At 62.2% G+C, this 14902-nt stretch carries 15 protein-coding genes; 10 read left to right on the top strand and 5 right to left on the bottom strand.

What is annotated here, in order from left to right; translation table 11 throughout:
- Positions 1-39: 39 nt before the first annotated feature.
- Positions 40-1341 (top strand): GH1 family beta-glucosidase, encoded by a 1302-nt coding sequence (locus tag ACN9MZ_RS11400; RefSeq protein ID WP_426342242.1) that lies wholly within the window; start codon positions 40-42, stop codon positions 1339-1341.
- A complete protein-coding gene (locus ACN9MZ_RS11405; protein ID WP_426342243.1) occupies positions 1338-2636 on the top strand; it encodes an MFS transporter in 1299 nt (432 codons plus the stop codon). Before ACN9MZ_RS11400 ends, ACN9MZ_RS11405 begins: the two co-directional genes overlap by 4 nt.
- On the opposite strand, the gene ACN9MZ_RS11410 is transcribed toward ACN9MZ_RS11405, so the two are convergent.
- Positions 2612-3442, bottom strand: coding sequence for an alpha/beta fold hydrolase (locus ACN9MZ_RS11410; RefSeq protein ID WP_426342244.1), 831 nt, complete (start codon positions 3440-3442; stop codon positions 2612-2614). The genes ACN9MZ_RS11405 and ACN9MZ_RS11410 overlap by 25 nt on opposite strands.
- Positions 3443-3593: 151 nt before the next feature.
- On the opposite strand from ACN9MZ_RS11410, the gene ACN9MZ_RS11415 reads away from it, so the two are divergent.
- The 3 genes from ACN9MZ_RS11415 (at position 3594) to ACN9MZ_RS11425 (ending at position 5902) form a co-directional block, all read left to right on the top strand.
- The gene (locus ACN9MZ_RS11415) at positions 3594-4490 is read left to right on the top strand and encodes a ribose-phosphate pyrophosphokinase (protein ID WP_426342245.1); all 897 of its coding nucleotides are present in this window, start codon (positions 3594-3596) and stop codon (positions 4488-4490) included.
- 15 nt (positions 4491-4505) lie between these two features.
- On the top strand, positions 4506-5228 hold the full coding sequence (locus tag ACN9MZ_RS11420; protein WP_426342246.1) for a hypothetical protein: 723 nt from the start codon (positions 4506-4508) through the stop codon (positions 5226-5228).
- 113 nt (positions 5229-5341) lie between these two features.
- Positions 5342-5902 (top strand): hypothetical protein, encoded by a 561-nt coding sequence (locus ACN9MZ_RS11425; protein ID WP_426342247.1) that lies wholly within the window; start codon positions 5342-5344, stop codon positions 5900-5902.
- Here the strand turns inward: ACN9MZ_RS11425 and ACN9MZ_RS11430 are convergent.
- Positions 5899-6915: a zinc-binding alcohol dehydrogenase family protein gene (locus ACN9MZ_RS11430; protein ID WP_426342248.1), complete on the bottom strand. Its 1017-nt coding sequence runs from the start codon at positions 6913-6915 to the stop codon at positions 5899-5901. The two genes, ACN9MZ_RS11425 and ACN9MZ_RS11430, sit on opposite strands and share 4 nt — an antisense overlap.
- A 102-nt stretch (positions 6916-7017) precedes the next feature.
- Between ACN9MZ_RS11430 and ACN9MZ_RS11435 the strand changes: the two genes are divergently transcribed.
- A complete protein-coding gene (locus tag ACN9MZ_RS11435) occupies positions 7018-7920 on the top strand; it encodes a LysR family transcriptional regulator (protein ID WP_426170966.1) in 903 nt (300 codons plus the stop codon).
- Here the strand turns inward: ACN9MZ_RS11435 and ACN9MZ_RS11440 are convergent.
- Positions 7917-8141 (bottom strand): hypothetical protein, encoded by a 225-nt coding sequence (locus ACN9MZ_RS11440; protein WP_055934969.1) that lies wholly within the window; start codon positions 8139-8141, stop codon positions 7917-7919. The two genes, ACN9MZ_RS11435 and ACN9MZ_RS11440, sit on opposite strands and share 4 nt — an antisense overlap.
- A gap of 108 nt (positions 8142-8249) precedes the next feature.
- On the opposite strand from ACN9MZ_RS11440, the gene ACN9MZ_RS11445 reads away from it, so the two are divergent.
- From ACN9MZ_RS11445 to ACN9MZ_RS11455, 3 genes are read left to right on the top strand one after another with little or no spacing between them, the layout of a single operon-like run.
- Complete coding sequence (locus ACN9MZ_RS11445; RefSeq protein ID WP_426342249.1) at positions 8250-8912, top strand: phosphatase PAP2 family protein; 663 nt, start codon at positions 8250-8252, stop codon at positions 8910-8912.
- Positions 8909-9808 carry a diacylglycerol/lipid kinase family protein gene (locus tag ACN9MZ_RS11450; protein WP_426342250.1) on the top strand — a complete coding sequence of 300 codons (900 nt, stop codon included), beginning with the start codon at positions 8909-8911 and terminating at the stop codon, positions 9806-9808. The genes ACN9MZ_RS11445 and ACN9MZ_RS11450 overlap by 4 nt, the downstream gene beginning before the upstream one ends.
- A gap of 2 nt (positions 9809-9810) precedes the next feature.
- Entirely contained in the window at positions 9811-10620 is an 810-nt protein-coding gene (locus ACN9MZ_RS11455; RefSeq protein WP_426342251.1) for a metallophosphoesterase family protein, read from the top strand.
- Between the two features lie 281 nt (positions 10621-10901).
- Here ACN9MZ_RS11455 and ACN9MZ_RS11460 read toward each other — a convergent pair whose 3' ends face one another.
- Together ACN9MZ_RS11460 and ACN9MZ_RS11465 are read right to left on the bottom strand one after the other, a co-directional pair.
- Positions 10902-12389 (bottom strand): phospholipase D-like domain-containing protein, encoded by a 1488-nt coding sequence (locus tag ACN9MZ_RS11460; RefSeq protein ID WP_426342252.1) that lies wholly within the window; start codon positions 12387-12389, stop codon positions 10902-10904.
- Between the two features lie 65 nt (positions 12390-12454).
- Positions 12455-13732 (bottom strand): acetyl-CoA hydrolase/transferase family protein, encoded by a 1278-nt coding sequence (locus ACN9MZ_RS11465; RefSeq protein WP_426342253.1) that lies wholly within the window; start codon positions 13730-13732, stop codon positions 12455-12457.
- Positions 13733-13803: 71 nt separating this feature from the next.
- Between ACN9MZ_RS11465 and ACN9MZ_RS11470 the strand changes: the two genes are divergently transcribed.
- The gene (locus tag ACN9MZ_RS11470; RefSeq protein WP_426342254.1) at positions 13804-14889 is read left to right on the top strand and encodes a porin; all 1086 of its coding nucleotides are present in this window, start codon (positions 13804-13806) and stop codon (positions 14887-14889) included.
- Positions 14890-14902 lie beyond the last annotated feature (13 nt).

A 14902-nucleotide genomic window follows, 5' to 3' on the forward strand; every position in this document is an offset into this window, starting at 1 on the left:
GGGCAGGCCATCCCTAAGCCTTAACCTGTGAATCAAGAAATGAAAGATAAACGCCTGCCGCCCGAATTTCTCTGGGGCGTAGCCACCAGCGCCTTCCAGATTGAAGGCGCCAACCAGGAGGACGGCAAAGGCCTCTCTATCTGGGACGTTTTCTGCAATACGCCCGGCAAGATCAAGGACGGCAGCGACGGCAGCGTCGCATGCGATCACTACCATCGCTACCGCGAGGACGTCGACATCATCGACTGGCTCGGTGTCGATGCCTATCGCTTTTCCATCGCCTGGGCGCGCGTGCAGCCGGACGGAAAGGGCGCCTGGAATGAAGCCGGTTTCGCTTTCTACGATCGCCTGATCACCGCCCTGCACGAAAAGGGAAAGCAGGCTTACATCACGCTGTACCACTGGGACTTGCCGCAAGCCTTGCAGGAAGAGGGCGGCTGGCTCAATCGCGATACCTGCTACCATTTTGCGGCCTACGCTGCCGAAGTGGCGCGCCGCTTTGGCGATCGTGTGGCCAGCATCGCCACCCACAACGAGCCGTGGTGCACCGCCAACCTGGGCTACGGCAACGGACAGTTCGCGCCGGGCGTGCGCGATGCCAAGGCGGCCATCCAGGTTTCGCACCACTTGCTGCTGTCGCACGGCCTGGCCATGAACGCCATGCGCGCCGTCGGCTCGAAGGCAAAGCTGGGCATCGTCCTGAACCAGTGGACCGCCGATCCAGCCACCGACAGCGACGCCGACCGCGAATTGGCCGAGTTCGAGTACGCGCGTTCGGTACAATGGTTCATGGACCCAATTTTCAAAGGCCGCTATCCGGAACTGGCCCTGCGCAAGCACGGCGCCAATGCGCCGCACGTTGAGCCGGGCGACATGGCCGTCATCCGCCAGCCGATCGACTTCCTCGGCGTGAATTACTACTTCCGCGCTTTCTGCAGCGCTGAAGATCCGCCGCGTACGCCGCCGCTGGAAAACGGCCGCACCGACATGGGGTGGGAGATCTACCCGCAAGGCCTGACCGAACTGCTACTCAAGCTGAAGGATGAGTACGAGCTGCCGCCGATCTACATCACCGAAAATGGCATGGCCAGCAGCACGCCGGAACACGACGAGGAACGCATTTCCTTCATTTCGCGCCACTTCGATGCGATGGCCAAGGCCATGGAGCGCGGCGTCGACGTGCAGGGCTACTTCATGTGGAGCCTGCTCGATAACTTCGAATGGGATTCCGGCTATGCCAAGCGCTTTGGCATCGTCCATGTCGACTACGCCACGCAAAAGCGCACGCTGAAGGACAGTGCACGCTGGTATCGCGACTTCATCAAGGTGCAACGTTCATGAACCGCTCGCCACTGCTGTGGGTGCCGTCCGGCTACTTCGCGATGGCGATAGGCTATATCATGCTGACCAGTGTCACGTCCATCATGTTCAAGAACCTGGGCATGGACAATGGCAAAGCCGCGCTGTATTCGAGCATGCTGATCCTCGCCTACACCATCAAGCCGCTGTTTGCCCCGGTGGTGGAAATGTACCGCACCAAGAAATTCTTCGTGCTGTGCATGCAGGTCTTGCTTGGCATTGGCTTCGGCGCCGTGGCGCTGGTGATGGGCATGCCGGGCTCGATGGCCCTGGTGATGGGACTGTTCTGGGTGATGTCCTTCATCGGCGCCACCATGGACATTGCCAGCGACGGCGTGTATGTCACTTCGCTTGATGCGCGCAGCCAGTCGTTGTATTGCGGGGTGCAGAGCCTGAGCTGGAATATCGGCCCGGTGTTCGCTTCCGGCGTCCTGGTCTACTTGAGCGGACGGCTGCACACGCAATACGGCATGGACTGGCTGGGCGCCTGGCGGGTGGTGTTTGTCGCCGTGGCCGTGCTGTTGCTGCTGATCGCTGCCTGGCACTGGCGCGTCATGCCGGAAGGCGCGCGCGCGGCCGATACGCCGCAGAGCCTTGGCCAGGCCGGTTTCATCCTGGCCGACGCTTTCAAAACCTTCTTTGAAAAGCGCGGCGTGTGGACCATGGTGGCATTCGCACTGCTTTACCGGGTGTCGATCGGGCTGCTGGAAAAAATCGGCCCCTTCTTCATGGTCGACCCGGTCGCGAAGGGCGGCCTGGGCATGTCCAACGAGTTGCTCGGCATCGTCTATGGCACCTACGGCTTGCTGGCCGTGCTGGCCGGCTCCCTGATTGGCGGCTGGTACGTAGCGAAGCGCGGCCTGAAGCCGGTATTGTTCACGCTGTGCTGCGTGCTGAATATCCCGATCGCTACCTTCCTGCTGATGGCAATCTACCAGCCATCGAGCCTGTGGGTGATTGGCGCCGGCGTGGTGGTCGAGAAGTTCTCATTCGGATTCGGATCGGTGGGCTTCATGATCTACCTGATGCAGCAGCTGGCGCCGGGCAAGTACACCACAACCCATTACGCCTTCGGCACCGGGTTGATGGGCATGTGCGGGATGTTGACCGGCATGGTCAGCGGCCACCTGCAGGAAGCGTTGGGTTACATTAACTATTTTTGGCTGGTGATGGCTGCGACCGTGCCTTCCTTCATCGTCACCTGGTACGCGCCTTTCCATCACGAAGAGGCGCGTCCCGCCGCCGAATCCGATCAGCTGCAGCGCAAGGCTGGCTGACGCTTGCCGTCGTGGGCGCCGATCACGTCGCGGATCGCGTTGACCACCACTTCGGGATTCGCCTGCTGCATCTGGTGGTCGGAATCGACGATCACCTTGCAGGCTTTCGGGTACATGTTCTTGACCATGGTGCGGGTCTGCTCGTCGTCATTGACGGTGCCCAGGTCGACAGCCACCGCGCCGGCTGACTTGGGCACGTTGAACAGGCGTACGACCGGAAGATCGTCATTCCACGGCATCGCAAGCATGGCCTGGCCGGTGCTGTTGATCTGGTCAACTTCCGCTTCCATTGCCGAATTCAGGAACACGTACTTGGCCATGCGCGTCATGAAGGGGAAGTCCTCCGGCTTCTTGATGATGCCGGGATAGATCGAGTCGACCAGCACCACGCCCTGGACTTCCTGCGGGTAGGCGCGTGCATACATCTGCATGTACAGGCCGCCAAGGGAATGACCGACCAGCGTATAGGGCGGCTGCAAGCCTTGCTGGCGCAGCAGCTGGCGCAATTCCTCCACCACGGTCTTGCCGTCGCGCGGGGTGGAAGGCTTGTCGCTCTTGCCGTAGCCGGGGCGGTTGTAGGCGAACACTGTCGATTCCTTGGCGACTTCCGCTATCACCTTGTCCCATTTATCGAGGGTGATGCGCGAACCGTTCTCGAAGACCACGGTGGCCGGAGCACCAGGCTTGGCGATTTTCAGGACTTCGATCTTATGGCCTGCAAAGTTCTGCAGCACCGCTTCGGCATGGGCCTGGGCGCTTGCCAGTGCCATTGCCAGCGCAGGCAGGGTGAAACGAGTCAAGGGCATGAATGTCTCCAGTTTGATAACGGTGGCGATTCTGACGGCTGCCACCATTAGCTACCGGCAGATTGCGACGAGTTGTCAAAAATGATGCTTGGATTGCACAAATCGCGGCCTGGGGGCTAGAATAAAAGTCACTACTTTGAGGGAGATCGCCATGACGCCCATTCTGTTCGCACTGCCCGGCAACGAAGCAATGACAGCGCAACTGTCGGCATTGTTGGGGTGGGAGCAGGGGAGTTTGCAGGTGCGGCGCTTCCCGGACGGCGAATCCTACGTGCGCTACCACTCGGAAGTGAAAGGCCGCCAGGTGCTCCTGGTGTGCACCCTGGACCGGCCGGATGATCGTTTCATGCCCCTGTATTTCGCCGCCAGCATTGCGCGCGACCTGGGCGCGGCCGGCGTAGGACTGGTGGCGCCATACCTGGCTTATATGCGCCACGATGCCATCTTCAACCCCGGCGAAGGCATCACCTCTGCCCATTTTGCGCGGCTGGTGTCGGGGGTGTTCCACTGGATGGTGACCATCGATCCCCACTTGCACCGCCACCATGACCTGGCCGAGATCTACACGATCCCGACCCGCGTGGTGCGCGCCGCGCCTGCCATCTCGCAATGGATCGCGGCCAATGTGCCGCAGCCGCTGGTGATCGGGCCGGATTCGGAAAGCGAACAATGGGCCTCCGAAGTGGCACGCGGCGCCGGTTGCCCCTTCATCGTGCTGGAAAAAGTGCGCCGCGGCGACCACGACGTCGAGGTATCGGTGCCAGACACCGAACGCTGGCTGCACCATACCCCCGTCATCGTTGACGATATCGCATCCACTGCCCGCACCATGATTGCCGCCGTGGGCCACGTGCGTCGGGCCGGCCTGCCGCCTCCGGTATGCGTCGCGGTCCACCCCTTGTTCGCAGGCAGTGCCTATGAGGATTTGCAAGCCTCCGGCGTGGCCCGCACCGCGAGCTGCGACACCGTCCCGCACAGCAGCAACGCCATTCCTGTCGCATCTTTGCTGGCCCCGGCCCTGGCAGGCATGACACAAGGCGCAGGCTAGGCTATATTCCTGCCTATGTGGAATTGGATTCGTAACTGGTATCGCAAGCTGCGCATGCCCGCAGCCTATCGCGCCTACGAGCGCAGGCTGCGTGCCGCCCATGAGGAAGAGGCACGCAAGAAATTTTCAACCGTGCGCTATGAGGCGCGCCTGTTGGCCGCCAACAAGGCGCTGGAAGAGCGCGCACAGCGCCGGTTCGACATGCCGGTCGCTAAACTGCAGCTGGAAGTGGTGGCGCTGGAAAAGCAGCTCGAGTCCTGCCGCACCCAATTGGGCAATTTCGAACGCCCCTTCCGCGACGAATACGAAGTGCTGGAAGCGGAAATGGCCCTGCTGGGGGAGCGCCGCCGTAACGCCTACGCGGCCAAGGACGCCCAGGCCATCGACGAGGTCAACGCAGAAATCGCCGAACTGCAGAAGCGTACCAACGCCGTGCGCGGTGACCTGGCAGTGCAGACCGACTTGCGCGACCAGGGCCTGACGCCGGAAAAGCTGCGCCGCACCGTGCAGCGTTGCGAGGGGCGCCTGCAGACCATCAAGGACGAGCAGGAACGGTTACAGCGCGAACGCGCCAACTACATGAACCATTCGCCGGACCGTGCTGAAATCGACGCGATCGAGCGCGAGATGCTGGCGCTGGAACGCAAGCACATCCAGTTCTTGCGCGACTTCGACTCTCCGGCCGAGCGCCGCCGCCGTGAACGCGCCCACGAACAAACCTGGCTCAACGGCGCTTAATCGCCGCACCTTTAATCTGCATCAAGCCGGGGAATATTCCCGCCGGCCCCGTGCTGCCTATACTTGGCTTGTCGCGCCATGCCTTTGCACGGCGGATCGTCGGGAGGACGGCCATGCGCAACCAATCCCTTGGCAGCAATATCGGTGCGCTCCTGCGCCGCTGCAAAAAAATGGAAACCACCATGCGGGGCGTGGGCTTGCCAGGCTTCCTGGCCTGCCTGCCGCTGGCCCTGCTGGCCTGGCAATACGCGTTGATGCTGCACCAGAAAAATGCCAACATCCATCGCATCAGCCGCCGCATCCTGCGCTGGCAAGGCACGGTGTCGCAGCTATCGGCCCATGAATATGCGCGTACCGAGTTCATCGACCTTGACCGCAAGATGCGCGCCGACATCGAAGGCGCTTGCGATTCCATGCGCACCCTGCGCGACCTGTGCGCGGATATCTGCGAAATGTTCAGCGTAGTCGGTTACCAGTCGGCCATGCTGACGCGGGGCCGTGAGCGCTTCGATGCCACGGTCAGGGAGGCTTGCCGGCTTTCGCAATCTTTAATCGACCAGGTCGATGCGCATGATCGCCGCGCGCTGGCGATCCGCCAGCAACTGCACGCGATCGAACAGGCCGGCGAGGCGAGCGCGGCAGCGCATGCCGCGCGTGCCGCCGCTGAAGCTTAGAACCCTTCCAGCACGATCTTGCCGCGCGCGCGATTGCTTTCGAGCAGGGCGTGTGCGCGTTTCAGGTTGGCTGCGTTGATGGCGCCGAAGCGCTCGCCCAAGGTGGTTTTCAGCACGCCGCTATCGACCAGGCGCGACACATCGTTCAACAGCGCATGCTGTTGCGCCATGTCGTCAGTCTCGAACATTGAGCGCGTGAACATGAACTCCCAATGCAGTGATACGCTCTTGCGTTTCAGCAGGCGCACGTCGATATGCGCAGGATCGTCGATCAGGGCCAGCTTGCCTTGCGGTGCCACCAGTTCGGCCAGCGCGGCGAAATGGCGTTCGCTCTCGTTCAGGCTGGCGATGTAGTGGACGGGCGGCAGGCCGAGACGACGGATTTCTTCGTCCAGCGGCTTGCTGTGGTCGATAACGTGGTGCGCGCCAAGCGACTTGACCCAGTCTGCAGTTTCAGCGCGCGAAGCGGTACCGATCACGGTCAGTCCCGTCAACTGGCGTGCCAGCTGGACCAGGATGGAGCCGACGCCGCCAGCGGCGCCCGTGACCAGCAGGGACTTGCCGGCTTCCCGCGCCTTGTCGCGGCTGGCGCCAAGGCGGTCGAACAGCAATTCCCAGGCGGTGATGGCGGTCAGGGGCAGGGCGGCCGCTTCGGCGAAGCCAAGCCGGGAAGGCTTGTGGCCGACGATGCGTTCGTCAACCAGGTGCAGTTCGGCGTTCGTGCCCGAGCGGCCGAGAGCGCCGGCGTACCACACTTCATCGCCCGGCTTGAACAGCGTCGCCTCCGGGCCGACCGCGCGCACGATGCCGCTGGCGTCCCAACCGAGCACCTTGTGTTCCCCTTCGGCGGGAGCGACGTGGCGCCGAATCTTGGTATCGACTGGGTTGACGGAAACGGCCTTGATTTCGACCAGCAGGTCGCGCCCGCTGGCAACCGGTGCCGGCAATTCGATGTCGACCAGCGCTTCGGCGTGGTCAACGGGCAAGGAGGCGCGGTAGGCAACAGCTTTCATTGTGATGTCCTTCGTAAACAGTGGTGATGCCGTTATCTTCGATCATCACGGCTTCGCGAAAAAGACTAAAATTATGGAAACACTTTCAAAGGAATGCTGAAAATGCTGCGCCTCGACGATCTGGAAGTCTTCGTCAGCACGGCCGACCGCGGCAGCCTGTCGGCGGCGGCGCGTTCGCTCGACATCTCGCCGGCCCTGGCCAGCGCCGCCTTGAAGCGGCTGGAAGACGAACTGCAACTGCGGCTGTTTGCCCGCACCACGCGTTCGCTGCGCTTGACGGCGGAAGGCGAGCATTACCTGGGCCACGCGCGCGAAGCGGTGCGCCAGTTGCGCGAAGGACATGAGGCGATCAGGCAAGGCCAGCAGGAGCTGGCGGGCTTGTTGAAAATTTCGATGCCGTCCGATGTGGGGCGTAACGTGCTGCTGCCCTGGCTGGACGCTTTCCAGGCCGAATATCCGGCCATCAGCCTGCAGTTGTACGTCAGCGACCGGGTTGCCGATATGTATCGCCAGCCGGTAGATCTGGCCCTGCGTTATGGCAAACTCGATGATTCGAGTCTGGTTGCCATGCCTGTTGCGCCAGGAAATCGACGCACCCTGGTCGCCTCGCCGGACTACCTGCGCCGGCACGGCGCCCCCGCCAACCTGGACGAGCTGGCGCGGCACAATTGCTTGCGCTTTGCTTTGGATGATGTGCTGTATGACCGCTGGGCCTTCCCCGCCCAGGGCAAAGTCGTGCAGGTCAGGGGCAATCGCAGCAGCGATGATGCCGACCTGGTGCGCCGCTGGGCGGTAGCGGGACTGGGAATTGCCTATAAATCACGGCTGGACGTGACCGCCGACCTTAAGGCCGGTCGCTTGCGCATGCTGCTACCAGATGTAATGGGTGAAGAGGTGCCATTACAGCTGGTTTGCATGCACCGCTCGCAGGTCACGCCCGTCGTGATTCGTTTGCGCGACTATTTGCGCGCTCGGTATGAACAGCTATGCGAGACTGAAGCTTAGTGGGCCTTGGAGAAGATCAGCAGCCAACGGCTGAACAGCAGGACTTCCAGGTGGCCAGGCTGTACGCCGGTGTCGCATTCGATGATCGGGTTCACAGCGTAGAAGCGCTTGCGGAAGTCGCGGCACACCAGCACTTCGCGTTTGCCGAAGCGAACCAGGAAAGACATAGGGGCATATTCCAGGCCAAAGCGGGAGCCGAAGGTGCTGTGCATAGTGGTCATGACGAATTCCTTTTGCTGTGATGTGTTTAACGAGTGATTAGAATAACACAAATACTGTATGAATCAACAGTACTGGATGAAATATCAGGTTTTTTTATTAAGCGTTGTATGAGAGATACGATCCGACTTCCCCTGCATCTGGTGGCCGGCCTGCTCCTGTTGCTCAGCGCCGCGGCCGTGTTTGATGCGATTGCCGGCGCAGCGATGGGGCCCGGCGCCCGGCTGGCAGCACTGGATATCAGCGTTTCCCAATGGCTGCACGCGCGCGCCGGCGAGCCCTGGACGACGCTGATGCTGGCGATCAGCCATCTGCACAGCGTGGCGGGCATTGCTTTCCTGACGCTGCTATTTGCCTGGCGGCTCTGGCGGTGCCAAGCGCATTACTGGCTGCTGACCTTGCTGCTCTCCGTACCACCGGGCATGGTGCTGAATGTGCTGCTCAAGCATAGCTACCAGCGCGTGCGGCCCAGCTTCGACGCGCCCTTGCTGACTTTGCCAACCTACAGCTTTCCCAGCGGCCATACGCTGGCCGCGACCGTGTTCTATGGCGTGCTGGCTTGCTACCTGTGGCCGCGTGCCCGCGGCGCGGCCCAGCACGCGGCGCTGGTTGCTGGCGCAGTGGCGCTGGTGGCGCTGGTCGGGTTCAGCCGCGTCTATCTCGGCGTGCATTTCCTGAGCGATGTGGTGGCGGCCGTGGCAGAGGGGCTTGGCTGGTTGGCCATCTGCGTCACGGCGGTGTCAAGCCTGCGCCGGCACCGGGAGCGCCGATGAGCCGCATGGCCGTCATCATCAACGCTGGAGCTGGCCTCGGATATGGCCTGCCGTGGCGCGATTCGCTGGCCGCCCGCTTTGCCAGCCACGGACTCGATGCCGATATCACGCTGGCAGCTGACCTCAATCATCTGATGGAGGCCGTTCGAGCCGCATTGGCCGGCGGCGCACCAGTTGTGGTGGCGGGCGGCGGCGACGGCACCGTCAATGCCGTGGCCTCGGTGGTGCTCGATAGCGGCGCCGTGTTCGGCGTCCTGCCGATGGGCACGCTGAACCATTTTGCGCGCGACCTGCGCATCCCGCCCCAGCTCGACGCAGCCATTGCCAACCTGGCTGCCGGCCACGTGGCAATGGTCGACGTAGGGGAGGTCAATGGCCGCATCTTCCTGAATAACTCAAGCCTTGGGCTCTACCCGGACATCGTGCGCGATCGCCAGCGGCAGCAGCGCCGCCTCGGGCGCGGCAAGTGGACTGCGTTCGGCTGGGCGACGCTCGCCGCGCTGAAGCGTTATCCTTTCCTCAGCGTGCGCCTGACCCTTGGTGAGCAAGGCCATGCGCGGCGCACGCCCTTTGTTTTCATCGGCAATAATGAATACCATATGCAAGGGTTCAACATCGGCGAACGGGCACGGATTGATGGCGGCACGCTGAGCGTGTACGTGGCGCAGCGGCCGACGCGTTTCGGCTTGCTGAAACTGGCCATGCGCGCCCTGTTCGGACGGCTGCGCCAGTCGCGCGAGTTCCATGTATTCCAGGCCGGCGAGATGGTGATCGAGACCCGCCACCGCCGCCTGCGGGTGGCGACCGATGGCGAGGTGTCCGTCATGGCCCCGCCTTTGCGTTACCGGATCCGCCCGGCAGCCTTGCCGGTGCTCGTGCCGCGCCCTCTGGAGTAGTGATGCGAACCCTGGTCCATATCTCCGACTTGCATTTCGGCCGCGTGGACAACGCCTTGCTGGCGCCCTTGCGCGAATTGATCGGGGATTTGCGGCCGGACGTGGTGGTGGCGTCCGGCGACCTGACCCAGCGCGCCCGCAGCGCGCAATTCCGCCAGGCGCGGCACTACCTCGACACCTTGCCCAAGCCGCAGATCGTCGTGCCGGGAAATCACGACATTCCCCTGTATAACGTGGCAGCGCGCTTCTTCCAGCCGCTGGTCAAATACCGGCGCTACATCACGCGCGACCTCGCGCCAGAGTTCGTCGATGATGAAATTGCCGTGCTGGGCTTGAACACGGCACGCTCGCTGACCTTCAAGGATGGCCGCGTCAATCGCCGCCAGGTCGAATACTTGCGGCAACGCTTCTCGCGCCTGCCGCGCAGCGTGACGCGGGTTGTCGTGACTCATCATCCCTTCGACCTGCCGCCGCACAAGGACCATGACGATATCGTTGATCGCGCACCGATGGCAATGGAAACGTTCGCGCGCTGCGGTGTGGACTTGCTGCTGGCAGGGCACCTGCACACCAGCCATACTCACAATACCTCCGAGCGCTATGAGATAGATGGCTATGCCGCACTGGTGGTCCAGGCCGGCACAGCCACCTCCACCCGTAGCCGTGGCGAGACCAATTCATTCAACGTGCTGCGCGTACAGCACGACGAAATCCAGGTTGAGCGGTATAGCTGGCTCGAAGGAAGCGGCTTCGCCTTGGCCGCTACCGATATCTTCTGCCGTGAGGGCGACATCTGGCGCCCAGCTGCTTAATTCAGCGCACTCAAACATGCCATAAGTGTGTAATGGAGCTTACTGAATCGGCTGTTCACCCATGTTGGGATGCGTCGATCTTGTCGTAAAGCTAATTGAAACTCTGGTCGAGCCTGTCGTTGCATTTCTCTTGGCTGGCATCAAGCCTGGTATTGAACTGTTCCTTGCTCGCGTCGAGCCTCTGCATGGCAATTTACCGCCACGCTGACGGAATCCCCTTCTTTTCCGCGCAAGCGGCGGCCGAAGGCCGAGGGAGGGGAGGAATTCAAGCATATCAAACCTCAGAGCCAGTAGTCCCATACGCGGGCGAGCCATTCTTTCAGGCGGTTGGAAAGAGGGCGCTTGTTCCATTCCACCAGGGTGATTTCCCTGGAGTTGTGCAGGTCTTCCTTGAACGCTTTCTCCATTTCGAGCCCGAACACATCGCCCATCACGATCACATTCATTTCGCTGTTGTGGAGGAAACTGCGGCGGTCGAGGTTGGTCGAGCCGACAGTGGACCATACGCCGTCAATCACGACCGTCTTGGCGTGCAGCACCGACAGCTTGAGTTCGTAAATCTTGACGCCTGCCTCCAACAGCGGTTGGTAGAACGCCCGGCCGGCATGGAATACCAGCCCGCTATCCGATACGCTTGGCAGCACCAGCTGCACATCCACACCGCGCCGGGCGGCACCGGTCAGCGCCTCCATGGTCTGGGCATCCGGCACAAAATAGGCGCAAGTAATGTGGATCGACTTCTTCGCCTCCTGCATCGCCAGCAGCATCGCCTTGTAGATTTCAAAGTGGCCTTCGGGGCGCGAGCCCAATACCCGCACCACTTTGTCGCCCACCGGAGGCACCTGCAGGAAGTACTTGGCGTCGCGCAGATCGTCCGCATCCTGCTCGATCCACACCTGCACGAACAGCCACTGCATCGCCTGCACGGCCGGCCCCTCGATGCGGACGTGGGTGTCGCGCCAACCCACATCGTCCTCCGTGACTTGCTGCTGTCCAGCGCCGGTGCCGACGCCGGAACCAAGGCCGGAACCGATGCGTGAACCGCTGCCCGAGCCAATCCCCGAACCGCCACTGCCGCCTGGCTTGCCGTTGCCGCCCAAGCCTCCGCGGAATGGCGAGCTCTTGGAATAGGTATCGCTGATATTGATCCCACCGGCAAACCCCACCTTGCCGTCCACGATCAGCATCTTGCGATGGTCGCGGTTGTTCAGCTTCCACCCATTGCCGCGCGCCTTGGCCGGATTGATCGGGTTAAAGGCCAGCAGCTTCACGCCGCCAGCCTTCATATGGTCGAAAAATTCCTGCGGCACGCCGATGGTGCCGACGCTGTCGTAAATCACATTGACCACCACGCCTTCGCGCTGCTTCTGTATCAGCAGCTCGGCGAACTTCTTGCCCAGTTCATCCTGGTCGAAGATATAGGTCTCGAAATTGATGTGGTCTTTGGCCGCCGCGATGGCCTTCATCATCTCGGTCATGGTCTGCGGACCGTCGAACAGCAATTGGACCTTGTTGCCGGCAATGAGCGGCACGCCCGTCGCAGCTTCTTCGAGCGCCGCCTGGGCCTTCAGGTCCAGGGTGGACTTGGTCCAGCGCTTTTTCAGCAACTGCTCGGTGGTCTGCCGCGGCAATTTGCCTTTGGCGCTAACGACTTCCGGCATTGCGCTGGCACGCGCCTTGGCCCGGTCGGCGTCGACTTCGGGCAACGAAGCGCAGGCCAGCAGCGTCCAGCCCGCGAGGATAAAAGCCAGCCAACGACTTGCCTTCATGGAATCACCTCCGAAGGCCAGTCTAAGACAGCAGCGAACGGTTGAATGTTCGCTGCCGAACATAGTTAGCTGTAGTTCAGCCGGGCCGCCTCGCGCCGCAATTCGCCCCTGAAATCGGGATGCGCGATGGAAATCAGGGCCTCGGCGCGCTGCTTGGCTGACTTGCCGCGTAATTGTGCCACGCCATATTCGGTCACCACGTAGTTGATGTCGTTCTTGCTCGTGGTCACATGTGTCCCGGCGCACAGGGTGGGCACGATGCGCGAAATGCCGCCTTCCTTGGCCGTCGATGGCAGCACGATAAACGATTTGCCGCCGCGTGAACGATTGGCCGCGCGCACGAAGTCTGCCTGGCCGCCGGTGCCGGAATAGGGCAGGTGAGCCAGGCTTTCCGAGCCGCATTGCCCCAGCAGGTCGATCTGCAGGCTGGCGTTGATTGACACCAGCTTGTCGTTCTGCCCGGCGATATAGGGATCGTTGGTAAAGCTGACCGGGTGCATTTCCAGCAGCGGGTTGTGGTGCATGAAGTCGTACAGCTTGCGCGAACCCAGCGCGAAGGTCGCCACCATGCGTCCCGGCATGAAGCTCTTGCGGCGATTGGTCACGGCACCGCACTCCACCAGCTTGAGGATGCCGTCGCCAATCATTTCGGTATGGATACCCAGGTCCTGCTTGCTGGTCAGTTGCATCACCACCGCGTCTGGAATGCCGCCATAGCCGATCTGCAAGGTCGAACCGTCCTCGATCATCGGCGCCACATGAGCGGCAATCGCCTCTTGCACCGGACCGATCTTCGGCAGCCCGACTTCGATCACCGGCGCATCGCTTTCCACCACCGCCGTCACCTGCGAAATATGGATGTGGCATTGGCCGTGCGCAAAAGGCACGTTGGGATTTGATTCGAGCACGATGACACGCGCTTTTTGCAGCGCAGCCATGGTGTAGTCGGCGCCCAGGCTGAGCGAGAAGTTGCCGTGCCGGTCCATTTCCGATGCCAGCGCAAAGACCACGTCGGCAGGCATTTGCCCGTGCTCGATCAAGGATGGGATTTCAGAGAAATACGCCGGGATGAAGTCTGCCCAGCCGGCCTGGCCCGCCGGCCGCGAAGCGCCGCCGAAGAACAGGGCGCTATGCCGCACATGGTGCGCCGTTTCCTGGTCGAAGTAATCGTACTTGCGCATGGCCAGGATTTGCGCCACCTGCACGCCTTTGAAATTGCGGCGCTGCGCCGACAGTTCGGTCAACAGGGCCGGCGGCTCGCCAGCGCCGGTAGGAACAATGATCATGTCGCCATCACGCACGAGGCGGATGGCGTCGGCGGCGCTGCAACGCTTGCTGGACATACGCGGTCTCCGAATAGTTTTGTTTGTGTGCGCACAGATTGCATGATCGTGCTTACCCTAAGCTGACAAGCATGAAAGCTCTTGCCATCCTGCTCACAATGCCCGCACTGGCGCTGGCGCAGACCAGGGAACCGCCGGCGGGACCAGGCGTCCAGCCCTATGGCGTGGTCGATGCCGGCGTGGTGCTTGAGCGCGGCTGCAAGGAGGGCTGTGCCGGCAGCAAGGTTTCCCCCGGCATAGCGGAAGGCTCGCGCATCGGCATCACCGGGCGCGAACCGTTGGGCAGCAACGGGAATTCCGCCGTCTTCACGCTGGAAGGCGGCGTCGAGAACGATACCGGCCGCTCCGAAGAAGGCCGCCTGCTGGGGCGCCAGGCCTGGGTCGGGCTCGATGGGACGTGGGGCATGCTGACGCTCGGTCGCCAGTACAACCTGCAATACGAAACCTTGGCCGAGGTGGCTGACCCCTTCCATGGCGGGCTCGCCGGTACCGCTACCAACCTGATGGGCTTTACCACCAAGCGCTATGACAATGCCGTCAAATACCGCACGCCGTCCGGCCACCAATGGAATGCCAGTGCCATCTACAGCTTCGGCGAATCCGAATTCAGCACCTCGCGCAACCGGGCATACGGCGCGACGCTGGGCTTTGCCAACGGCATGTTCAATGTCCGCATCGCCCACCAGCGCAAGCGCAATCCGATCGAAGCGGTCGGCACCACGCAGCCGGTCGACCTGTCCGCCCGCAATACCCTGGTGGCGGCCAACCTGAACTTTGGCGCCACCACCGTCTTCGCGGCCTATGGCATCAACCGCGGCCTCGGCAGCTCGCCGTGGGACCCGGCCAACCCGTATGGCGCGCTGGCGCTGAACACGCCGTCGCTCTACAGCCACGATATGCTGGCAGGCATCTCCTACACCCGCGGCCGCACCACCTACATGGCTTCCTTCATTCACAAGGATGATCGCAGCCCGCCCAACCAGGATGCCGACCAGGCGGCTGTCGGCGTAGTGTATTCGCTCTCCAAACGCACCGCCCTGCATGCCTCCTTCGCCCATATCCGCAACCGCAACAACGCAGCTTATACCGCCGGCACCGCGACCGAAACCGGCAAGGGCAACCGCGCCATTACCTTCGGCCTGCGCCACGCTTTCTGATGTGCTACATTCC

This window comes from Pseudoduganella sp. S-14, from assembly GCF_049913285.1.
Lineage (GTDB): Bacteria > Pseudomonadota > Gammaproteobacteria > Burkholderiales > Burkholderiaceae_D > Rugamonas.